Origin of the sequence: Vibrio sp. dhg (assembly GCF_003443775.1) — a bacterium.
In the GTDB taxonomy this organism is placed as follows: Bacteria; Pseudomonadota; Gammaproteobacteria; order Enterobacterales; family Vibrionaceae; genus Vibrio; species Vibrio natriegens.
Window position 1 is genome coordinate 2256191 of sequence record NZ_CP028943.1, and the last position, 22925, is coordinate 2279115.

General features: G+C 47.7%; 24 protein-coding genes. All 24 read right to left on the reverse strand.

Features of this window, described 5'->3' with window-relative positions; genetic code table 11:
• Position 1: 1 nt before the first annotated feature.
• Positions 2-745, reverse strand: a complete 744-nt coding sequence (locus DBX26_RS10355) for a heme ABC transporter permease (RefSeq protein ID WP_014232641.1) — start codon at positions 743-745, stop codon at positions 2-4.
• A 120-nt stretch (positions 746-865) separates the two neighbouring features.
• Entirely contained in the window at positions 866-1534 is a 669-nt protein-coding gene (ccmB, locus tag DBX26_RS10360; RefSeq protein WP_014232642.1) for a heme exporter protein CcmB, read from the reverse strand.
• A 1-nt stretch (position 1535) separates the two neighbouring features.
• Entirely contained in the window at positions 1536-2153 is a 618-nt protein-coding gene (ccmA, locus tag DBX26_RS10365) for a cytochrome c biogenesis heme-transporting ATPase CcmA (RefSeq protein ID WP_014232643.1), read from the reverse strand.
• A gap of 242 nt (positions 2154-2395) precedes the next feature.
• On the reverse strand, positions 2396-2887 hold the full coding sequence (locus tag DBX26_RS10370) for a DUF2802 domain-containing protein (protein WP_118119797.1): 492 nt from the start codon (positions 2885-2887) through the stop codon (positions 2396-2398).
• 14 nt (positions 2888-2901) lie between these two features.
• Entirely contained in the window at positions 2902-3396 is a 495-nt protein-coding gene (locus tag DBX26_RS10375; RefSeq protein ID WP_014232645.1) for a chemotaxis protein CheW, read from the reverse strand.
• A gap of 35 nt (positions 3397-3431) precedes the next feature.
• The gene (locus DBX26_RS10380; RefSeq protein WP_118119045.1) at positions 3432-4436 is read right to left on the reverse strand and encodes a chemotaxis protein CheW; all 1005 of its coding nucleotides are present in this window, start codon (positions 4434-4436) and stop codon (positions 3432-3434) included.
• A complete protein-coding gene (locus DBX26_RS10385; protein ID WP_118119048.1) occupies positions 4429-5205 on the reverse strand; it encodes a ParA family protein in 777 nt (258 codons plus the stop codon). The genes DBX26_RS10380 and DBX26_RS10385 overlap by 8 nt, the downstream gene beginning before the upstream one ends.
• A gap of 8 nt (positions 5206-5213) precedes the next feature.
• Positions 5214-6326, reverse strand: coding sequence for a chemotaxis response regulator protein-glutamate methylesterase (locus DBX26_RS10390; RefSeq protein WP_118119050.1), 1113 nt, complete (start codon positions 6324-6326; stop codon positions 5214-5216).
• Positions 6327-6355: 29 nt separating this feature from the next.
• A complete protein-coding gene (locus DBX26_RS10395; RefSeq protein WP_118119052.1) occupies positions 6356-8542 on the reverse strand; it encodes a chemotaxis protein CheA in 2187 nt (728 codons plus the stop codon).
• A 9-nt stretch (positions 8543-8551) separates the two neighbouring features.
• Positions 8552-9292 carry a protein phosphatase CheZ gene (locus DBX26_RS10400; protein WP_014232650.1) on the reverse strand — a complete coding sequence of 247 codons (741 nt, stop codon included), beginning with the start codon at positions 9290-9292 and terminating at the stop codon, positions 8552-8554.
• 115 nt (positions 9293-9407) lie between these two features.
• Positions 9408-9776: a chemotaxis response regulator CheY gene (cheY, locus tag DBX26_RS10405; RefSeq protein WP_020333593.1), complete on the reverse strand. Its 369-nt coding sequence runs from the start codon at positions 9774-9776 to the stop codon at positions 9408-9410.
• A gap of 46 nt (positions 9777-9822) precedes the next feature.
• A complete protein-coding gene (locus DBX26_RS10410) occupies positions 9823-10557 on the reverse strand; it encodes an RNA polymerase sigma factor FliA (RefSeq protein ID WP_014232652.1) in 735 nt (244 codons plus the stop codon).
• Positions 10550-11437: a MinD/ParA family protein gene (locus DBX26_RS10415; RefSeq protein ID WP_020333595.1), complete on the reverse strand. Its 888-nt coding sequence runs from the start codon at positions 11435-11437 to the stop codon at positions 10550-10552. Before DBX26_RS10415 ends, DBX26_RS10410 begins: the two co-directional genes overlap by 8 nt.
• Before the next feature lie 14 nt (positions 11438-11451).
• Positions 11452-12972, reverse strand: a complete 1521-nt coding sequence (gene flhF, locus DBX26_RS10420; protein ID WP_118119054.1) for a flagellar biosynthesis protein FlhF — start codon at positions 12970-12972, stop codon at positions 11452-11454.
• 29 nt (positions 12973-13001) lie between these two features.
• The gene (gene flhA / locus DBX26_RS10425; protein WP_014232655.1) at positions 13002-15101 is read right to left on the reverse strand and encodes a flagellar biosynthesis protein FlhA; all 2100 of its coding nucleotides are present in this window, start codon (positions 15099-15101) and stop codon (positions 13002-13004) included.
• A gap of 205 nt (positions 15102-15306) precedes the next feature.
• Positions 15307-16437, reverse strand: a complete 1131-nt coding sequence (flhB, locus tag DBX26_RS10430; RefSeq protein ID WP_020333596.1) for a flagellar biosynthesis protein FlhB — start codon at positions 16435-16437, stop codon at positions 15307-15309.
• 1 nt (position 16438) lies between these two features.
• Positions 16439-17221 (reverse strand): flagellar biosynthetic protein FliR, encoded by a 783-nt coding sequence (gene fliR / locus DBX26_RS10435; protein ID WP_065297208.1) that lies wholly within the window; start codon positions 17219-17221, stop codon positions 16439-16441.
• 8 nt (positions 17222-17229) lie between these two features.
• Positions 17230-17499 (reverse strand): flagellar biosynthesis protein FliQ, encoded by a 270-nt coding sequence (gene fliQ / locus DBX26_RS10440; RefSeq protein WP_014232658.1) that lies wholly within the window; start codon positions 17497-17499, stop codon positions 17230-17232.
• 24 nt (positions 17500-17523) lie between these two features.
• A complete protein-coding gene (gene fliP / locus DBX26_RS10445) occupies positions 17524-18393 on the reverse strand; it encodes a flagellar type III secretion system pore protein FliP (RefSeq protein ID WP_118119056.1) in 870 nt (289 codons plus the stop codon).
• Positions 18380-18805, reverse strand: coding sequence for a flagellar biosynthetic protein FliO (fliO, locus tag DBX26_RS10450; protein ID WP_118119058.1), 426 nt, complete (start codon positions 18803-18805; stop codon positions 18380-18382). Before fliO ends, fliP begins: the two co-directional genes overlap by 14 nt.
• Entirely contained in the window at positions 18805-19215 is a 411-nt protein-coding gene (fliN, locus tag DBX26_RS10455) for a flagellar motor switch protein FliN (protein WP_005448377.1), read from the reverse strand. The genes fliO and fliN overlap by 1 nt, the downstream gene beginning before the upstream one ends.
• A 58-nt stretch (positions 19216-19273) precedes the next feature.
• Positions 19274-20320 (reverse strand): flagellar motor switch protein FliM, encoded by a 1047-nt coding sequence (fliM, locus tag DBX26_RS10460; protein ID WP_014232661.1) that lies wholly within the window; start codon positions 20318-20320, stop codon positions 19274-19276.
• Positions 20321-20327: 7 nt separating this feature from the next.
• Positions 20328-20831 (reverse strand): flagellar basal body-associated protein FliL, encoded by a 504-nt coding sequence (gene fliL, locus DBX26_RS10465; RefSeq protein WP_020333599.1) that lies wholly within the window; start codon positions 20829-20831, stop codon positions 20328-20330.
• 79 nt (positions 20832-20910) lie between these two features.
• On the reverse strand, positions 20911-22845 hold the full coding sequence (locus DBX26_RS10470) for a flagellar hook-length control protein FliK (RefSeq protein WP_118119060.1): 1935 nt from the start codon (positions 22843-22845) through the stop codon (positions 20911-20913).
• Positions 22846-22925: the final 80 nt, after the last annotated feature.

The window sequence follows — 22925 nt, forward strand, 5'->3', positions numbered from 1 at the left end:
CTCACTGAGTTTTTTCTGTTGCAATTTGACGTACCCAAGGGCGGTGACTCTCTTTGCTGATGATTTCATTTCTGAAACGCACCATCGTCACAGCGCCAAAGAAGAACGCAAAACCAAAGATATTCAGCAGCAGCGGCCAGAGCATGTCAGCTGAGATGGATGGTTGTTCGAATTTTGTGATGGTTGCGCCTTGGTGTAGCGTATTCCACCATTCCACAGAAAAGTGAATGATCGGTAAGTTCACAACACCAACGATCGCTAGAATACCTGCTGCTTTTGCTGCGGTCTTCTGGTCGTCAAAAGCATGATAAAGCGCAATAACACCCAGATATAAAAAGAGAAGAATGAGCTCAGAAGTGAGGCGAGCATCCCACACCCACCAAGTCCCCCACATCGGCTTACCCCATACAGCACCGGTCACAAGTGCGATAAAGGTGTATACCGCTCCGATAGGGGCCATTGCTAACGCCGCCATATCTGAAAGTCGAACTTGCCATACCAAACCGATGAAAGCAGCAATTGCCATCGACAGGTAAGCCCCCATAGACCACATTGCAGACGGGACATGGATATAAATGATTCGGAAACTATCACCCTGTTGGTAATCTGAAGGCGCAAATGCCAGCCCCCAAATGGTACCTGCCGTTAAAAATACGAGGGCCAATACAGAAAACCAAGGCAGAAACTTACCACTAAGGCGGTACGCTGCTTCAGGCTTGGCATAAGGATGTAGCCATTTCCACATATTTCAATCTCACTTTTGCTTTATAGGGGCACAATCTCTGAGGCCGAAGCCATCGCTGTGCTTTAATCATTATTTAAGTCCTATTAATACCAATCGTAGTAAAGGACTATTTGGTTAATGTTAGTTAACACTAACTCGCAACGCTGCACTTATTGCAAATGGTGTGAGGGTCATCGCCCCCATCAGCATCGCGCCTAGCACCGCCAGTTGGCCGTTATACGCTACACCAAGCGCTGCGGCATCAATGGCAGACGTTGCAAAAATCAGAATCGGGATATAGAGCGGAAGAACGAGTAAACTTAAAAGTACCCCACCCTTTTGTAGCCCAACCGTCAGTGCCACCCCAATGGCACCAATAAAACTTAACGCCGGTGTCCCGATACATAACGTAAGTACAACCGCCAGCCAAGTATCGAAATCCAGAGAAAGTAAAACCGCCAACAGAGGACTTATCAAAATCAGAGGCAATCCTGTTAACAGCCAATGTGCTATGACTTTCGAAATCACCACAAGTTGCAATGGAATAGGCATAAGCATCATTTGCTCTAATGCACCATCCTGAAAGTCGTCACGAAACAGCCGCTCCAATGATAATAATGCAGACAACAATGCAGCAACCCAAACAATGCCTGCTGAAATACGTGCTAACAAATTAGGCTCGGGGCCAATACTCAGAGGAAACAATGTGATAACAATAATAAAGAACCAAAGTGGGTTCAGAATGTCGGCTTGACGGCGATACGCAATCAAGAGTTCACGACGGATAATAGTAGTCATGGCCGATATCATATTAATCACCCAGTTTTATTTTTCTAAGTTTCGGGCTATCAGAAAACATATCTTGGTGTGTGGTCAAAATCACAATTCCACCATTATCAGCATGATTAGCAAACAAAGCCTCTAACACTTTGACACCTTGCTTATCTATCGCCGTAAGTGGTTCATCCAGAATCCACAAGATTTGCTTGCTTAGCCAAAGCCTCGCCAGCGCTACGCGGCGTTGCTGACCAGCTGAAAGTTGAGCGACGGGAATATCTTCTCTTCCTGCTAACCCAACTTGAGTTAACGCAGTAAAGATTTCTTCATCGGAGATTTGGTTGTTATGAATAGACTGGTAAAAACGTAAGTTTTCTAATGCGGTAAGTTCACGTTTTACGCCCGTTTGGTGTCCCAGAAACAGTAGATCCCGGTGAAAGATGTCACGAGACTTTTCAACCTCTTCTCCCTTCCATTTGATAATACCGTCTTCTCTGTCGCCTAACCCTGTAACAATGCGTAATAACGTCGTTTTGCCCGTTCCGTTTCGCCCTTCAATCTGGACTAGTTCGCCTGGTTTTATCGTAAATTTCAGGTTTTCAAACAGGACCCTTTCGTCACGGATCGCAGTAAGGTTAGACACTTCTAACATAGGGCTTCAACTAAATAATGAACGAGCGGCTATATTAGCACAGCTTAGATAAGACGAAACAGAACAAGAGCCAAGAGATGTAAGTAAGTTCATGAATTTTTGTTAACTTACTTACACAATTCGATAAATATAACCATAAATGGTTATAAAGATTAATGAGGATGAGGCCTTAATTTCATAAGGGAGAAAACCTACCGTTTTGGGCGGTAGATTAAAAAAAGAAGCCGAAGCTTCTTTTATAACTAACGTCGCATACCTGACGATGGATGCCTCGACATCTCTGAAGGACGGCTACTGAGTGGCGGAATTTTCTCTTTCCCGGCCAGCTTTTTCTGTAGCGATAACATTAGCTCAGCTTCAGCTTTAGGTAATTCGCACTCTTCAATCAACTCGTTAATATCCGCGCCGAGTTGAACCATTTTGGAGGCTCGGCTATACAAGCGCCCGTCTGTATCGGCATGTTCCAGCTCGCGAATACGCTCGTTGAGGTGCTGGATAATATCTTGTTGCTCGGTAACCTTTTGCCCTAAGCCAACAACCACAGATCGAACTTCCAGTAGCTGCTTGCTCAGTTTCTGTACTTCTTTCTCAGTGTGTCGAGTTTGGGCTCTTTGCTGTTCGATTTTTCTTTGCAAACCGGAGCGAATACGCAGTTGCAAAACCAGCAGTACGAGCACTACAAAAGCGACACCACCAGCAATGACGGGGATAGATAAAAAATTCACTTCAGCCATGATCATTCAGCCAATTACAGATGAGCCATGTCATCCCATTCGTCTTCAGTCAATAGCTTGTTCAAATCAACCAGGATAAGAAGCTTGCCATCGCGATTACTAACGCCTTGAATGAACTTCGCACTCTCGTCAGTACCCACAGAAGGTGTGGTGTCGATCTCAGAAGAACGCAGGTAAACCACTTCAGCAACACTGTCGACCAGAATACCAATCACCTGACGCTCAGATTCGATAACGATGATACGTGTATTATCCGTCACTTCGCCTTCAATTAAGCCAAAGCGTGAACGCGTATCGATAACAGTAACCACGTTACCACGCAGATTAATAATACCCAGCACGTAATCTGGCGCACCAGGTACAGGTGCAATTTCTGTATAACGAAGAACTTCACGTACTTGCATAACGTTAATGCCGTACGTTTCTTCTTCTAGCTGGAACGTCACCCACTGAAGCACTTCGTCATTTGTGGCATCTTTCTTCACTTCAACTTCAAAAGCTTGAGACATAGTTAATCCTCGTTAATGTCGTTCCCGACTTCATTCTAATTCATTGATTTGACATCTAAACCCGCGTTTAGCATGTCAATGAGTGCTTGGACGTGAATTAAAGCACACATTTTTTCTTTCACCATGCCCGCTAACCATGGGCGTTTTCCCGCCTTTTCACGCCAGCGAACGTTGTCGACATTGAGTGTCTCAGTTCCCATCAACTGGTTACTGGCTAACCCCCACATGCTCTCACCAAGCATGACGACATATTGGTAGTTATCTTTGTATTCTTCCCCGCAAAGCTTGTCGGCCATCACCCACTTTGCGGTATCAACCACATCAAACTTTTGCTCTCGACTGGTCTGTAGCCCCAAATACCATTCGGGTTTACCAATCAAATGATTCAGTTCAGTGATACGATGAATGCCACCTAGCTCATCGAGAGCAACCGCAAACATCACTTCGTTCACATCGAAGTAAAGCACCTGAAAATCTTCACTTCGATGAGTCGTTTCCCATGAGCTTGCTAAAACTTTGGACTCAGAAGCCACTGCCAGTTCTGGCTCAGGTTCGATAACTTGTTCGAGTTCTGGTTGAACCGAGATTATTTCAGGCTGGTTTACTTCGATAACTGGCACTTCGGTAACCCATTCCTGAACTTCTTCCTCGTCCTCAACAGGTTGCGACACCGCCACTGAACTCGGCTTAGCTTGCTGAGCAATCGCCATAGTGTTCTGAGCCAGAATCTCTTCGATATCCAGTTCATCAACCACATTGGTCGACTCAAGCTGACTTAATAAACGCTCTACGTCTTCTAAGTTCGGGGCTTCCAGCTCTGAGGAATAAGATTCTCGAAATGCGGAAGACTCCTCTTGAAGAGGTTGCAACTGCAATTCTGGCTTTGGCTCTGGCTCTGGCTCTGGCTCTGAAGATGCGAGTTCTTGAGCAAGTAAGTCAAATTCTTCATCCAGCTCTTCAAGCTCAGTGTCTTCGTCTAGCAATGCGCAGAAGTAATCATCAAGTGCCTGTTCACTGGATATGACATCATGATTACTCATCGAGCGCTAACCTCTCCAGATAAATCAGTAACTGCTTATACGCAAAGACACCGCGACTGCCAGATGCAAAGTGCGAAACAGGCAGATGCTTCAGGCTCGCATCGCGAAACTTAGTATCAATCGGCACGGCCGATGACCACACCTGATTTGGGTAGTCCTGCTTCAGTTGGGTCAGGGTCTGCAATGAAGCTCGCGTGCGCTTGTCGTACATGGTTGGCACTATCGTGACGTTAAAGCCATTCGGACGTGATTTTTTCATGATACTCAGGGTGCGCATCATGCGCTCAAGCCCCTTCATCGCCAAAAACTCTGTCTGCACCGGAATCAAAATACGGTCACTGGCGGCAAGCGCATTCACCATCATCACACCAAGAATCGGCGGACAGTCAATCAGCACGTAATCATAATCTAGGGAAACCGCTTTGAGCGCTCGCTTCAGGATAAGCCCCATACCACTGCGATTGCCCATCACCCTATCCAGCGTCGCAAGAGACATGTGGGCAGGAATGATGTCCATACCGTCCAGTTCCGTTTTAATAATCAACGGCTTTACGGTTTCATGCGTGAAGGTCTTAAGCTGAAAAAGATCAAACAAGCTTGATGCCACGTTATCAGCGTCATAACCGAGATAAGTCGTAAGTGAACCATGCGGATCGGTATCGACCATAAGCACGCGATGACCTTTTTGACTTAAAAGACCGGCTAATGTCACTGTGGTGGTGGTTTTGCCTACCCCACCTTTTTGGTTAGCTACACTCCAAACGATCATGCTTTATCCTACGCTAACCCCACTTCGACCAGAATGCGCTCAGCAATGCGGTCCAGGGGTAAATCTTCAGACGAAATCCCCGCTTTCGCGACGGCCTGAGGCATACCGTAAACCACACAGCTATCTTCGTCTTGCGCCCAAATGGTTGAACCTGCCGATTTCAACATGCGCGCGCCTTCCCGGCCATCAGCACCCATTCCGGTGAGCACTAACGAGAGCACTTTATCACCGTACACTTTCGCAGCTGAGCCAAAGGTCACATCGACACACGGTTTATAGTTCATTCGATCGCCGCCATCAATAATGCGTAGTCTCGCTACACCTGCGCGGCCATCGACCATCATCTGTTTACCACCCGGAGCGAGATACGCCACGCCAGCTTGCAATGCATCGCCATCCTGCGCTTCTTTCACTTGAATTTTGCACAGCGTATTCAGGCGACTGGCGAAAGCGGCGGTAAAAGTTGCCGGCATGTGCTGAATAAGCACGATCGGATGCGGATAATTCACAGGCAAACGCGTCAAAATCTTTTGCAGTGCCACAGGGCCACCTGTCGACGTGCCGATGGCCGTGAGCTGATATCGTTTTCCGGATGCTCGATACTTCGCCACTGAAGAGCGAGGCTTTGGTGCAGCCGGGATCGGATCGCGCGTAGCAAGCGGTCGAGTCAGTGACGTGGTTGCCGTTGGAGATGTGCGGGCAACAGGACGACGTAAGAAAGCACGCTTAGGCGCAATCTGAATGATGCGCTGCTGAAGTAGCGATACCGCCTCATCACGGTTGCGCGCGATGTCTTCAAATTTTTTCGGTAAGAAATCCAGTGCACCCGCTTCCAGCGCATCCAGCGTTGCTTTCGCTCCATCATGAGTCAGTGACGAAAACATCAGGATTGGCGTCGGTGACGCAGCCATGATTTCACGAACCGCCGTGATACCATCCATCACGGGCATTTCAATGTCCATGGTAATGACGTCAGGCTTAAGAGATTTGGCTTTTTCTACCGCTTCTCTGCCGTTAACAGCAACGTCAATCACCTCAAGGCGCGATTCTGAGTTGATGATTTCGCTAACGCGACGACGGAAAAAACTCGAATCATCAACGACTAGTACTTTAATCGCCATTTTATTCCTTTTCTAAACGACCGCTTCGGTTAAATACGTGAACCCGATGCGTATCGCGTCAGTAAATCAGGCACATCAAGAATCAATGCGATGTGACCATCACTGGTGATTGTTGCTCCCGCCATACCCGGGGTACCTTGCAATAACTTATCCAGCGGTTTGATCACCACTTCTTCCTGTCCAATCAGCGTATCAACGACAAAACCAACACGTTGGCTGCCTATTTGCACGATGACAACATGACCATGACCAGTGCGCTCCTGAACTCGTGGGGACTTAGTCGCCAGCCAGTTTTGCAGATAGAACAACGGGATTGATTTATCACGGACAATAATCGTCAGCTGACCATCGACGACGTTCGTGCGGCTTAAATCTAAATGGAAGATTTCATTCACAGACGCCAAAGGTAACGCGAACGGATGACCACCAACACCAACCATCAGTGTTGGTAAGATAGCCAGTGTCAACGGCACTTTGATGGTAATCTTGGTGCCTTTACCTAGCTCAGAATCAATATCGATTGAACCATTGAGGGTATTGATGGCGGTTTTTACGACATCCATACCAACGCCGCGACCTGAGATATCAGAGATCTTTTCTTTACTTGAGAAACCAGGAGCAAAGATCAAGTTGAAGCATTCTTTATCGGTTAAGCGAGCAGCGGCATCTTCGTCCATCATGCCACGTTTGACGGCGATACCACGAAGTTTGTTCGGGTCCATACCGCCACCGTCATCGACGATCGCCAGTTCAATATGATCCCCTTCCTGAGACGCAGAAAGAATTACTTTACCAGTGCGTGATTTGCCCGCTTTTACGCGATCATCTGGCATTTCAATGCCATGATCGACCGAGTTCCGCACTAAGTGGATCAATGGATCGGCCAAGGCTTCCACCAGGTTTTTATCCAGATCCGTTTCTTCACCGCGCATTTCCAGCACGATGTCTTTATTCAGGTTACGCGCCAGATCGCGAACAACACGCGGGAAACGACCAAACACTTTTTTGATTGGCTGCATGCGCGTTTTCATGACTGCACCTTGCAGATCGGCTGTGACAACATCTAAGTTCGCCACTGCTTTCGACATTTCTTCGTCATTGCTGTTAAGCCCAAGACTTAATAGACGGTTACGAACCAATACCAGCTCACCAACCATATTCATAATGGTATCAAGCGTGGAGGTATCAACACGTACTGTTGCCTCCGCCTGTGGTTTCTTGACCGCGGGTGCCGAAGCTTTGGTTTCTTCCTTCACCGCGACTGGCTTGGCAGTTGGCTGTGGTGCAGGTGCTGCTGTCGCTTTCGGTGCTACTGGAGCTGGGTTTGTAGAGGCGGGCTTAGTCGCCATGTCGAGCTCTTCAACCGATGGTCCTTTACCCGTACCGTGCAGTTCATCGAGTAACTTCTCGAACTCTTCATCCGTCATCAGATCACTGTCGTTATCCGAAAATGATGAAGAACTAACCGGAGCGGCTGGTTCTGGCGATTTTGGTGGCTCAACTGGCGCAGAAGTCGACGAGGATGGGCTCTTACCAACACCATGCAGTTCATCCAGAAGACGTTCAAATTCGTCGTCGGTTATATCACCGCTATCACCGACAGAAGCGTTTGCTTGTGTTGGTGTAGGTTCAGATTTAGAGACACCCGGAGCGCTGCCTTTACCATGCAATTCATCCAGCAGCTTTTCAAATTCGTCTTGAGTAATTTCGTCTACAGAACCAATACTTGAACCAGCAGTCGGTAACGACAGTTCTTGCTGCGGAGCGGCTGGCTCTGATGGAGTCGCAGGCTCTTCAACTGCGATTGTCACTGCCTCATCTTCGGATTCAGGCTTACATAAACGGTGTAGCTCTGCGAGGAGTGCAGGTTCTGCGACTTCTGGCACTTCACGGGCTTGTACTGCCTGGAATTGAGTGTTGACCGTATCCAGCGCCTTAAGCATGGTATCCATCAGGCTTGGCGTTACTGAGCGTTGACCATTACGCAATACGTCGAAAACGTTCTCCGCACCATGGCATGTATCCACTAGCTCAGCTAATGAAAGGAAGCCAGCGCCTCCTTTTACAGTATGGAAACCGCGGAAAATAGCATTGAGTAAGTCTTTGTCTTCCGGGTTGTTTTCCAGTTCTACTAATTGCTCGGAAAGCAGCTCTAGAATTTCGCCCGCTTCAATGAGAAAGTCGTGCAGAATATCTTCGTCTAAATCGTAGCTCATACGTTACCTTTAAAATCCAAGACTGGACAACAAGTCATCGACTTCGTCCTGCGATGAAACCGCATCTTCTCTCAGTTCAGGGTGAAGAATCGGACCCTCGGCTTCACTTGATGGTTTATTCTTTTTATCTGCCGATGTTGTCAAAACTTGAGTCTGTTCTTCTGGTTTGTTACCAGAGAATACGGTGAGGATGTCTACCAAACGGCCTTCCACTTCATTCACCAGTGTGATCACTCGTCGAATGATTTGGCCTGTTAAGTCTTGGAAGTCTTGTGCCATGAGAATTTCGGTCAATTGACCGCGCAATTCGGTGCTGTCGCCTTCTACCTGAACCAAAAGCTTGTCGATACGATGGCAAAGTGCTTTAAATTCACTTAACTCAATACGACCGCGCATCAGTTCATTCCACTGAGGACGGACTTGCAGAAGACCTTCATGCAAGTTATCTGCGATGGGAAGGCAGCAATCTACTGCATCCATCGTTTTGTTGGCTGCCAGCTCCGTTTTCTCAATCACATAGTTAAGACGATCCCGTGCATCCGGGATTTCATCCTGAGCTATTTCGGTCATGCGCTGATCGAAGTTGAACTGCTTGAGTGAATCGTGAAGATCGCGAGTTAAGGCTCCAATTTCTTGAAGCATTGGATTCTCAACGCCTTCATATAACGAGGCAACGAGCATATTGGCTTGCTCTTGTTGCCCGTTCTCTAACATTTGAACGAGCGACTTCGCCTGCTCTAGTGAGATCATTCTGAATAGACCTTTTACGTTTAGTTCTTCTTATCGCTTTGGGAAACACTAATCGAGTCATTGTTGAGGTTTTTTTATTTGGTATGAATGACTCGACTAACAAAGAATAAAAGAGTTATAAACGCTCGAAAATTTTCTCTAGTTTTTCTTTTAGTGTTGCAGCGGTAAATGGCTTAACAATGTAACCATTAACGCCAGCTTGAGCCGCTTCGATGATCTGCTCACGTTTCGCTTCAGCTGTAATCATAAGAACAGGAAGGTGCTTTAGTTCAGCATCCGCGCGGATATGTCTTAGCAAATCGATACCTTGCATACCTGGCATGTTCCAGTCAGTTACCACAAAATCGAAGTCACCTTTTTTCAGCATTGGTAATGCAGTTAAACCGTCATCCGCTTCTTGAGTGTTATTGAAACCCAAGTCACGAAGCAGGTTTTTAACAATACGGCGCATTGTTGAGAAATCATCAACAATAAGGATCTTCATGTTTTTATTCAAAATTGCCTCCACTGAATCATAAAGTCAGTGTTTTCTAATTATTTTGTGTCCACGCACTCAGCTTGGTGCGTAAACGTTGCATCGATTGACTCAGAATTTGACTTACGCGAGATTCGCTTACGCCCAAAACATCGCCAATTTCTTTTAAGTTAAGTTCTTCGTCATAATAAAGCGAAAGTACCAATGCTTCACGCTCTGGAAGCTGTTTTATTGATTCAATCAGTGCTTTACGAAAAGATTCGTCAGCCACACCTTTAAACGGGTTGCTGTTATCACTTTCATCTGACGGAGAAATGACATCATCTGAAACGCCTAAATCCTCAATACCGACTAACTTTGAGCAGTTTATATCAGTTAGCGCACTATGATATTGATCCAACGTCATTTCGAGATGTGCCGCCACTTCAGAGTCTGTCGGGTCACGGTTGAGAATGCCTTCGAGCTCTGCAATAGCTTGATTAATTTCACGATTGTTTTTATGAACCGAACGCGGAACCCAATCCCCTTTGCGCATGTCGTCTAACATGGCGCCGCGAATACGGATACCAGCATAGGTTTCAAAGCTCGCACCTTTCGTGCCGTCATAATTCTGCTGAGCTTCGATAAGGCCGATCATGCCGGCCTGGATTAAATCCTCTACCTGAACACTCGGCGGTAAGCGGCCTAAAAGGTGATGAGCAATACGCTTAACCAACACAGAATAACGCTCTATGAACGCCTGTTGACTGTTTACTTTCCCGCGTTGATCGTAGGTTACTGCATTATTCACCAAATGGGTCCTCTGTGAATTCACTACGATTTAGCAGCCTTTCGACAAAAAACTCCAAGTGTCCACTTGGCGTTTTTGGTATTGGCCACGTTAATGCTTTATTCGCTAAAGAACTGATCGCTAACGCTGCAGGAGAGCGAGGGAACGCATCTACGACAATTTTCTGGCGTTTAACTGCCTGACGGACTTTATCATCTAAAGGAATGCAGGCGACAAGTTCAAGGCTTACATTCAGGAATCGTTCAGTGACAAGTGTCAGTTTTGCAAACAGTTCTCGCCCTTCACGATAGCTTCGAACCATGTTCGCGACGATTTTAAAGCGTTGAACCTGATGCTCTTTACTCAACAGTTTGATTAGTGCGTAGGCGTCAGTGATCGACGTCGGCTCATCGCACACAACGACAACCACATCTTGGGCGGCTCGTGAGAAACTGATCACCATGTCTGAGATACCTGCAGCGGTATCAACCAGTAGGACATCCATTTCATCTTCAAGACTGCCAAATGCACGAATAAGCCCAGCATGCTGTGAATGAGAAAGCTCAGTCATGCTCTGTGAGCCAGATGTTGCCGGAATTATCTTAATGCCATAAGGTCCTTCAACAATCGCATCTTTTAACTCACACTCCCCAGCCAGGACATGTCCTAAGTTGCGCTTTGAACGAATCCCGAGCATTACGTCAACATTAGCCAGGCCTAGGTCAGCGTCAAGAACCATTACTTTCTTGCCTTGACGAGCCATAGAGATCGCAAGACCCAGTGTTACGTTTGATTTACCCACACCACCTTTACCACCAGTAACAGCAATTACTTTGGTTAATGATGGCTGTGTTAAGCGACGGAGGCCGCTTGCTTGATCGTGTATCATATTCTCAGTCATAGTAATCCGTCGCCCTAGAGTCCTTCACTTTCACTGTTCCAAAAGTGAGGTTCATTCTCTATCGACTTCTCTAACAGTTCATTTGCTTTCGCAAGCATGTATTTTGGTTGTGCTATCACAATGTCTTCTGGCACGCGCTGACCATTAGCGATGTAAGCCACTGGCAGTGCATTTTGAATCACCACACTGATGAACTCCCCTAGACTCAGGGATTCATCAAGTTTAGTCATTATACAACCTGACAGTGGGATGCGTCTGAAGTGTTCCAGTGTTTCTTGCAGAACGCGGCGTTGTGCGGTAGCGGGCAAAACAAGGTAGCTGTGAATCACTTCCCCGCTCTCTTGCATCAGGGTGTCGAGTTGCTCGGTCAGCCTCACATCTCGTTGGCCCATCCCTGCCGTATCAACCAAAATCAATCTTCTGTTTCGTAGCTGATATATTACATCGGCTAACTCTTTAGAATCTTTAGCAACTCTTACGGGACAACCCATAATTCTTCCATAAATTGAGAGCTGCTCATGGGCACCGATACGATAAGTATCTGTAGTCACCAGTGCCACGTTGTCGGCACCGTATTCCATCGCAGCCCTGGCCGCTAGCTTTGCTACGGTTGTGGTTTTACCGACGCCTGTTGGTCCAAGCAATGCAACCACACCACCGCGCTTTAAAATATCTTGCTTTGGAATATGGATTTGGTCCGCGACGAGAGAAAGTAGCGCCTTCCATGCTCGTGCTGGTTTGGTATCTTCTGGGATATAACACGCCATTTGATCCGCCAGCTCAGGAGACACGCCCATCCTTTCTAATCGTTTGATGAGCATGGCTCTTAACGGCTCGCGGCGCTCTACTTCCTGCCACATCAAACCAGAAACCTGATGCTCCAAAAGACGTCGAATTGATGTCATCTCTTCGCGCATGTTTTCCAGCTCTGTCGGTGAGTCATCACGGGCATCTGAAGGTCTACGGCGATCGTAACGTGTTGGGTCGAGTTTTGGCTTTGGACGTTCAAAGCGATCGTCTTGAGCGATCAGCTTCGCCAACGGAGAATCGGGCTGATAAGGCGCAGCTCTTTCTTGGCTGTATTCGTCACGTTGCTTATTTTGGCGCTTTAAGAGTGCTGACAGTGAATCTTCATTTTCAGCAACGTACTCATCCGGGTCCTCTGCACCACCACTGTAATGCTTAAGCATGCTCGCAAAACGCTGCGTCATTGAGCCTGATTTTTCGTGAGAATCCGTTTTATTGCTACGCAGGCTGATTTTATCTTCTTCTAAGCTGCGTTCCTGAAAGCGCTCAGCCGCTGAAGAGGACATTTGACGATGTTCGTTGTAGCGATTAGGTAGAGAGGTAGCGCGATTAAGTTGCGCAGAAGCCTGTGGTGAAGACGAGTTTGATTCACTATCGATGGCAGCCACGATAGCTACCCCGCCAGCCACTTTCTTATTCGACATGATTACCGCTTCCGCACCCAACTCCTCTTTTACTTGGAGCAGCGCTGTTCGCATGTCTTTGGCAAAAAATCGCTTTATTTTCAAACTATCAATCCATTAAAAAGGCGTGAGAATCAATTACCCACGGCTTGCACAATTCTGATCTGTTTCTCATCAGGTATTTCCTGATAGGAAAGTACCCGAAGATTAGGGATTGTGTTCTTCACAAATCTAGCCAACGTGGAGCGCAGAACGCCAGAAGTTAGCAGAACAGAAGGTTCGCCTTTCAATTCTTGTTCTTGCGTTGCCTGGCTCAGTGAAGACTGCAATCGTTCGGCAAGCCCAGGTTCAATACCTGCAGATTCGCCGCCCGACGCCTGCATTGTTTGATGCAATATCTGTTCCAGTTCAGGAATCAGCGTAATCACTGGCAATTCAGGCTCTATACCATTGATTTCCTGAACAATTAAACGTTTCAGACTGATACGAACGGCCGCCGTTAAAATGTCAGGTTCTTGACTCTTACTGGAGTACTCCGCCAAGGTTTGCACGATGGTACGGATATCTCGAATTGGAATCGCTTCGTTAAGCAGGTTTTGCAGTACTTTCACCACCACACCCAGCGGTAGCTGATCGGGTATAAAACTCTCCACCAGCTTAGGTGCACTTCGACCCAGCATTTCCATCAGGTTCTGAACTTCTTCATGACCAATCAATTGCGAGGCATTGTTGGTCAGCTGTTGACTGAGGTGCGTTGCTAGTACCGTGGACGAATCCACCACTGTGTAACCCAGCGCCTGAGCATGCTCGCGCTGCTCCTCACGGATCCATACGGCTTCAAGCCCAAATGCCGGATCAATGGTTGGTTCCCCATCAATCATGCCGTAAACCTGCCCGGGGTTAATCGCGAGTTCTTGGTCCGGACGGATTTCTGCTTCACCTACCGCGACGCCCATCAAGGTAATACGGTAGCTATTTGGGGTCAGTTCCAGATTGTCTCGGATATGGACGGCGGGGATGAGAAAGCCGAAGTCCTGAGATAACTTTTTACGCACACCTTTAACGCGCTCCAACAGTTCACCACCCTGATCACGGTCAACAAGCGGAATCAGACGATAGCCGACTTCTAATCCAATAATATCAACGGGTTGAACGTCATCCCACGAAAGCTCACGTTGTGAAGATGGCTCATTACCCTCATCGGCTGTCGCGGGTAAAGCTGGCTCTTTGGCTTTCTGCTTTTGACGCTTATCGATAAAGTAAGCGCCCGCTCCTGCCACAACGGCTAACGATAAAAACGCAAAGTGTGGCATGCCCGGGACGATGCCCATCACACCAAGAATCGCTGCAGTGATCATCAACGCTTTGGGATTATCGAACATTTGGAACACCAACTGCTCGCCCATGTCTTCATCCGTGTTCTGACGCGTCACCATCATTGCAGCGGCAATCGACAGCAATAGTGACGGGATCTGTGCGACCAAGCCGTCACCAATGGTCAACAGCGTGTAGATTTCAATCGCATCACCAAAGCCTAAACCGTATTGCGCCATACCGATGGAAAGACCACCGATAATATTAATAAACAGAATCAGGATGCCAGCAATCGCATCCCCTTTCACAAACTTCGATGCACCGTCCATTGAGCCGTAAAAATCCGCCTCTTTGGTCACTTCAAAACGGCGCACGCGCGCTTGTTCCTGATCGATTAGACCCGCATTCAAGTCAGCATCGATCGCCATCTGCTTGCCCGGAAGAGCATCCAAAGTAAAGCGAGCGCTTACCTCTGAAATACGACCGGCACCTTTGGTGACCACCATAAAGTTAATGATCATCAAGATGAGGAAAACAACCAAACCAACTGCGTAGTTGCCGCCAATTACCACGTTACCAAACGCCTCGATAACGTTACCTGCCGCATCTCCGCCTTCATGACCGTGCAGCAATACGACACGTGTCGACGCGACGTTTAGTGCCAGACGCAGTAGTGTTGCAATAAGCAGGACAGTAGGAAATGCCGCAAAGTCGAGCGGACGCCGGGTGTAAACCGTCACCAACAACACCACCATAGATAGCGCGATATTGAAGGTGAAAAACATATCCAGCAGGAATGCAGGTATCGGCAACACCACCATTGCAAGGGTGGCCAAGACCATAACAGGTGCGCCAATGGCTGGCATTTCACGCTGAGGAATTCGTGGCAATTTATCTGCAAATGGCAGGTTTAACTTCATACTGCAAGGTATCTCAATCGAGTGAAAGCATCGCGTTGGTAACGAGATTATGCGCGACGGCTTTAGCCTAAAAGTTTAGGAATTGTTGATAGTTACATCATTCTTAGCAATCTGCGTACCATGATTTACGCCAAAATAATGACTAAAGGCTCAACAGGTCACAAATCATTGAATCAAAGAACTTTTATTTGACGCACTATTCCGTCTAGTGACGATGTTCCGGTGGGATAGGCAAGTCATAGTCCTGAAGCTTAGGTCTCTGACCACCACGCTTGCGGTACTGTTTTAACTGGAAGACAAATGCGAGTACTTGCGCCACTGCGGTAAACAGACCATCCGGGATCTCCTGCTCCAGTTCCGTACTGTGGTAGAGCGCACGAGCTAATGGTGGCGCAGGGACAATGGTAATGTCATGCTCACGAGCCACCTCACGGATTTTCATTGCCATATGGTCGGTGCCTTTGGCGATAACCACAGGGGCACGATCCGTTTTCTGCTTATAGCGCAGCGCGACCGAGAAGTGCTCAGGGTTGGTTATGATAACATCCGCTTGAGGTACGTCAGCCATCATTCGGCGCTGTGCTGCTTCCCGCTGCAACATACGGATTCGCCCTTTAACCTCAGGCTTACCTTCTGTCTCTTTGTATTCATCTTTGACCTCTTGCTTGGTCATTTTCAATTGATCGGAGTGTTGCCAAATCTGAAAGGGAATGTCGATAGCAACTACTATCAGTAACGAGCAACTGATCAGTAAGATAAAGTTCAGCAAGATATCGAGGGCATGGAGAATATTCTGCGGATAAACGTCCATGCTCAGTTGAATCAAGTCCGCTTGCGACGCCTGAATCAAATACATAGCGAATCCGGTCACCAGTACGACTTTTAAGATCGATTTGATCAGCTCCACCCAACTTTGCATGCCAACCATACGTTTAAGGCCACTAAGCGGGTTCATTTTTGACAGCTTAGGCATGGCCGCCTGGGCAGAAAAACTGATACCACCAACACCCGCTGCACCTATCATCGCGGCGACAAATAAGGTGGCCAGAATCAGGAAGAGTGGGAAAAACAGTTCCGTCATCGCGCCTAACGCGATATCGAACAACTTAGCGGTATCAAAAATTTCATCACGGGTCAGATTGAACAGGCGACTCATTATGGAAAATAACGCGCGTGCTAATGTCTCACCAAACCACATCAGCGAAATGGCCCCAACTATCAATACCGACGCTGACGCAAGCTCTTTAGACCGAGCAACCTGCCCCTTTTCTCTGGCTTGTTGTAACCGTCGGGGCGTGGCTTCTTCGGTGCGTTCCTGACCGTCTGACTCTGCCAAACTAGCACTCCAAGCGAATGAGGCGACAAATCTGCTCCTCACCCACAGCCCAGTACAACTCGTAATGGCTGTACAAGCCAGCCAAGATGTACCAACAAATTAACAAACCGACCATCAAGGCAAACGCGAAGCCGAGTGAAAATATATTTAACTGCGGTGCTGCACGCGTCATCACACCGAATGATAAGTTGATGGTCAACAGAGCAATAATACCTGATAGCGACATACTTAATGCCGTTTTGAACATGATGCCCAGCCACCCCGCCAACTCACGGAAATCCACTGCCGTTAGAGTGCCAGAGCCGATTGGTAGTGTTTTAAAGCTGAAAACCACCAGCTGCAACATTTTTAAATGCCCGTCTGTGGCAAGAAAGAACATGGTGGTTAAAAACATAAACAGCTGACCGAGCAACGGGGTATTTTGTCCGTTAGCCGGATCAACCATCGAAGCAAAGCCCAAACTGGATTGCATGCCGAGAATTTGACCTAACAAGACAAAGGTCTGAATCATGAATTGAGTCACCATGCCCATCGCAATGCCGATAATCATCTGCTCGGCAATGGTCATAAAACCGCGAAATGAGACCAGCTCAATATCTTGTGGAACAGTCGGTATCGCAGGCATCACCGCAAACGTAATGGCGAGCCCCAGGTAGAGACGAATTCGAGGCGACACAAAACGTGCCCCGGTAACGGTCATCACCATCAACATGGAAGAGATACGGACATACGGCCAAAAATAGTTGGCAATCCACTCCAAAATGATACCAGACGGGTATTCCATGCGCGTCCCTAGTACAGCACTTGAGGCAGGCGCTCAATCAAGCCGTAGAAGTACTCCATCAACATTTGTGTCATCCAGTGTCCAAAGAGCATCAGAGCGAGCAAAGTGATGATCAAACGAGGCAAAAAGCTTAAGGTCTGTTCGTTAATTGAAGTTGCCGCCTGAAAAACGGCCACGATCAGACCCACAAGCAGGCTTGGTATGATAATGGCGCAGACCATGATCAGCACCATCCACAGTGCTTCGCGGAACAGCTCGACAAACATTTCTGGAGTCATGTCTTATCCTCTACTCCGCGCCAATCACAGGGCAAAACTGCCGGCGAGCGTCGACAGTATCAAATTCCAGCCATCCACCAGCACGAATAGCATCAGCTTAAACGGCAACGATACAATCATCGGTGACAACATCATCATACCCATCGCCATAAGTACTGAAGCGACGACAAGGTCGATGATCAAAAACGGCAAGAACAACATAAAGCCAATTTGGAAAGCGGTTTTCAGCTCAGAGGTAATAAACGCCGGAATCAGTACAGCCATGGAAACGTCTTCTGGGTTTGTCACCTGCTCGCCCGACATATTGACGAAGGTTTCTAGGTCTTTAATTCGAGTCTGTTTGAGCATAAAGGCTTTCATTGGCACCTGCGCGGCATCAAACGCTTCTCTGGCAGTCACTTGCTCATTCAAATAAGGTTGAATGGCGGTATCGTTTATCTCGTTCAGCACCGGTGACATCACAAAGAAGGTAAGGAAAAGTGCGATACCAATGATCACCTGATTGGAAGGCGTTTGTTGCAGGCCCATCGCCTGACGAAGAATCGACATGACCACAACAATGCGCGTAAATGACGTCATCAAAATCACCATTGCTGGCAAGAAGCCAAGCATGGTCATTAAGGCGAGGATTTGCAGCGTGATGGAATAATCTTCGCTACCATCCGGATTGGTGGTCATGGTAAACGCTGGTATTCCACCGCTATTAGTGACCGACATCGTGCGGCTAGCGCCTGTCTCACTCTGCATCGCCTGAACGGCTACGCTGTTCCCTTCTGCCAAATTAGCAGGCAGTGAAGACTCCTCCACCTGAGCAAACGAAAGTGAAGAAAACAGTACGCTCGCCAGCAAAATAAAGGTGCTCATGATGAGACGAATTGGGTTAGCGTTTGTCATTTTTCTTTATCAGCTGACTAAATTGATTGGCAAAAGCAGTATTCGCCAACTCTTCCTCTTTGAGAGGCTTCTCGAGCTTGGCAAGCGTTTGGATAGATTGGCTAGTGATGCCGACTAAAAATTGCTCTTCACCAACCTGAATCACGGCAATTCGCTCTTTGGTTCCCACAGGTAACTGGCTGACGATTTTTAAGCCTTTTTGTTGCCCGAATGCTGGCACTTGCATGCGCTTCAACAACCAGGCAAGCAGCAATATCACCCCGATAACCAGCACCAGTGAACCGAGTGTCGCCAGCAAATCAAAACTGCTTGGCGCAGACATCGAAGCAGAAGAAGCCCGAGCCAGTGGCGCACTTAGTGTGCAACTCAGCGCGCCAGCTATTTGCTTCCATCTTTTTGAACCAATGCTCATTAGCGAAGCTTCTTAATGCGTTCAGTCTGACTGATCACGTCTGTTAAACGGATACCGAACTTGTCGTTGACCACAACCACTTCACCGTGCGCAATTAGAGTGCCATTAACCAACACATCCAGTGATTCACCCGCCAGACGATCCAGTTCCACCACGGAGCCTTGGTTCAATTGCAATAGATTGCGGATGCTGATTTGCGAACGGCCAACTTCCATAGAAATCGTTACCGGAATATCCATGATAGTGTCGAGTTTACGACGCTCATCATCAGATATTGGACTTGAGGTATCTTTCAGCTCCTCCAGAGGTGCTGCCAATACTTCATCTACGTCAATTGACGGTGCAGACGGGTCCTCGCCCAGAGCTGCCGCCCATTCGTCCGCTAGCTTTTGATCGTCACTTGGTTCCATTTTTCTATCCTGTGCTTTTCCTTACTTGCCCCTCAACATAGGAGCCCTGTAAGGTGTCTTAATCTTCTGTTTGGTTGTCCTTCTCAAGTTCAGACATGATGTCTTTACTCAAGAAAGCTAAATCGGTTTTCACGACGTGGGGTCGCTCAATCTCTTGTGATATCTGTACCGCCAGCTTGTCATCTGCCCGTCCCATTTTTACTCGATAGGTCGGCAAGTCTTCGACAAACATGGTCGCATGCTCCGGCATTTCTATCGGGATGATATCTCCGGGTTGCAACTCCATCAGATCACGCAGCGAAATGTTCTTTTCCAGCAGGTTTACGCGGAAGTTAACCGGACAGTCCATGATTTCTTCGCGCAGAGCCGAGCTCCAGCGAACGTCAGTTTCCATCTTGTCTGACTGCACACCGGCATCAAGCAGTTCACGGATCGGTTCAACCATAGAGTACGGCATGACCACGTGGAAATCACCGCCGCCACCATCGACTTCGATGTGAAAAGAACTGACCACAATCACTTCTGTTGGGCTGACAATGTTGGCCATGCTCGGGTTGACTTCCGAGTCGAGGTATTCAAACTCCACCCCCATGACTGGCGACCATGCTTCTTTGTAATCTTCGAAGACAACTTTCAACAGCAGTTGGATAATGCGTCGCTCAGTCGGCGTAAATTCGCGACCTTCAATTTTGGCGTGGAATCGACCATCACCACCAAAAAAGTTTTCTACCAGAATAAATACCAAGCGCGCTTCCATGGTGATCAACGCCGTACCTTTTAGCGGTCGAAAGCGAACCATGTTTAAACTGGTTGGAACATACAAGGTGTTCTGGTACTCGCCGAATTTCATCATCTGAACGCCGTTAATCGACACTTCTGCCGTTTTGCGTAGCATATTGAACAGGCTAATACGCATATGTCGGGCAAAACGCTCGTTGATAAGCTCGAGCGTCGGCATGCGACCACGGACTATTCGGTCTTGAGATGAGAAGTCAAAACTGACAGCACCACCGGGATCGTCATCGATGGAATCGTCAACGTCATCAACATCGTCAACGCCATGCAATAGCGCATCAATTTCGTCTTGGCTTAATAGATCGGTCACGTTTTACCTATTGAATAACAAAATCTGTAAACAGTACTTTTTCAATCACTGACTTTCCGACAGCGGCATTCAGTGCTGCTTTAATATCTTCAGACGCGCGATCGCGTAACTCCACTCGTCCCGTTGGCGAGCGCAACTGCTCTACGGTTGCCGAAGCGAACGTCGACAGCAGTGAGCTCTCAATCAGTGGCGAATGATAACGCGCCAGTTGTTCATTCTCTGAGCCGCGTACCATCAACTGAGCTTTGATTTGTACCAGTCTGTCGCGGCTGTCTCCGGTCACGTTGAAAACAAACGGCTGGGGAAGATTTACATACGCAATGGGAACTTCGGCTGCGGCTACTTGAGCTTGTTGCGGTTCCGCATTATTCGACTTCTCCGAATCATCCGATCCCATGAAAAAGAACGCAGCTGCACCGCCTCCCAACAAAAGAACCACGACTGCGATGATAATCAGTAGCTTACCTTTGCCTTTTGGTGCGCCCACCCCTTGTAACTGTTCTTCAGCCATTCTTTTCTCTTATTTTTGTTTTATGTAATCTGGCGGATAACGAGGCCATATTGGTTCTCATCATCCAAATTCAATCATGTTACGCGTAGAAACTAATCCCATCACGAGGCGAGGTGACATTCACATTAAGTTCCACGCCGCCATCAAAGTCTTCATCACCCTGGCCTGAGAAACCTCGCCCAAAGCCACCTTGCTTATTTTGCTCCGCCGCAGAATATCCACGTTGCTGCTGGCCACTATTTTGCTGTTGAACCGAAGAGTCAGCCAACTGAATACCCTGCTGGGCAAGCATTTCTCGCAGTCGAGGAAGAGTTTGTTCAATGATGTCACGCGCCTGCGGATTGGATACCGTAAAGTGAACATTGGCCAAATCGCTGTTCATTGTCATGCGAATCTGCATCCGGCCAAGCTCAGGCGGATCAAGGCGGATATCAAGGTTCTTCAAGTTTTTCGACATCATCATTTGCACTTTTTCTGCTACCTGATCGTTAGCCAACTCCTTGGTCAACTGTAATGGTAATTGTGCTTGCTGTGCGGCATCGATTCGGGCTTGCTGTGGCGTGGTAACGCCTTGCTGACTAACAGTGGCTTGCAACTGACCAGCTACCCCCTGCTGTGGCTCGGTTTTATCCTGCTTATCCGTCGTAGCTTTGAGGATTCCGGTCGCTAATACTGAGTTCATCGCTTTGTGGCTGGCTTCTGTATTTGCCAGCGTCTGCCCAATCGCAGGATTGACAGTAGCCGTCGTTAGCCCTTCCGGCATGGCAGGTAAATCGGCTTTTTCAGCCACCTGCGTTGGTACTTGTCCAACCGCGGCTTTCAACTCTTGAGCCGCCACTTGCGGTGTCGGAGTCGAAGCGTTCATCTGGTGGCGCGTTACGTTGTGCTGCGCCGTTTGTGGCTCTGATATTGCGAGTTTTACTTCGTTTGGAAAAGCCACTAATTGAGAAAGTTCACCGTCGGATAACTCCGCGATAACGGCACCCGTTTTCAAACCGTCAATAATGTCAGACTCTTGGTTCGTCAGTGGTTTACCCTGAGCCAGTTTGGTGTCGATAACTTCAAGTTTTTCAATCGAGACGCGCTGAACTGCATTCGCACTCATGACACCTGGCTCATCGTTGCTAATAGCACTCGCTGTGTACGCCATAGCCTCGATATTGACGGCATTTGGTTCCAGTGTTGTTTCAGGCTCTGAGCTCAAAGGAGAACCATCTTTCCCACCAGCCAAATCAGAAACATGATTTTTTGCTTCAATGACAGCGGGCTTCAGTTCATCTTCAGCAACAAGTTTTTTAACACTTTCGACACCTTCAACAGGCTCAAAAGGTTCAACGAGTTCTAAATCCTCTGGGTGTTTAGCGTTCTTACTGCCAACGTGATCCAAAATATCAGTCGTCTTGGGAGGCAAAACCTTGCCACGCTCTAGCTCTTGATTGACAGAGTTCAGGGCTTGATTCGCTTGTTCAATTCGTCCGAGCAGTTGCTGCCCTTCGTCCATAGAACGAGTGACATCAAGGTCGACAACTTCATCAGTTTTGGCAATTTTCGGCTCAGGCTTGCCTGTCTCCACAACTGCCTGTTCAAGATCAGACGGCGCTTGTTTTTTAGGTGCGACCTGATTGCTCGTGGCTATCTCCTGACTTCCACTATCGCGCGTTACCGACGGCATTACCTGTTCTTCAGGCTCTGCCTGCCCGTTGTCTTGTTCTAACAATACTTTTGTTGACTGATTTTCGCTTTGTCCTTCAGATACAACGGCCTCTTCAACTTCACTTTCTGGTTCAGAGGTTTCCACGGAAGAAGCACGAGCGTTATCACTCGTTTCTGTAGCTTCAGGTACATCTGGCGTCAATTTTTCATCAGTCACTTCAACTTTGAGTGAATCTGCGAATACTCCAGCTAAGGTTTCCATAAAACCTTTGCTTTCTGAGCCTTCTGTAGACGTTTTTACGCCAATCTCAGAAACCGAGGTCTTATTGGTCGCAGCAACATTAGACAAATTCACATTCATATAAACATTCTCGTTTTTGGCATTGAACGACTTCGCTCAGCCAAATCACATGTCAGAGGTAAGTTGAATTATTAAAAGGT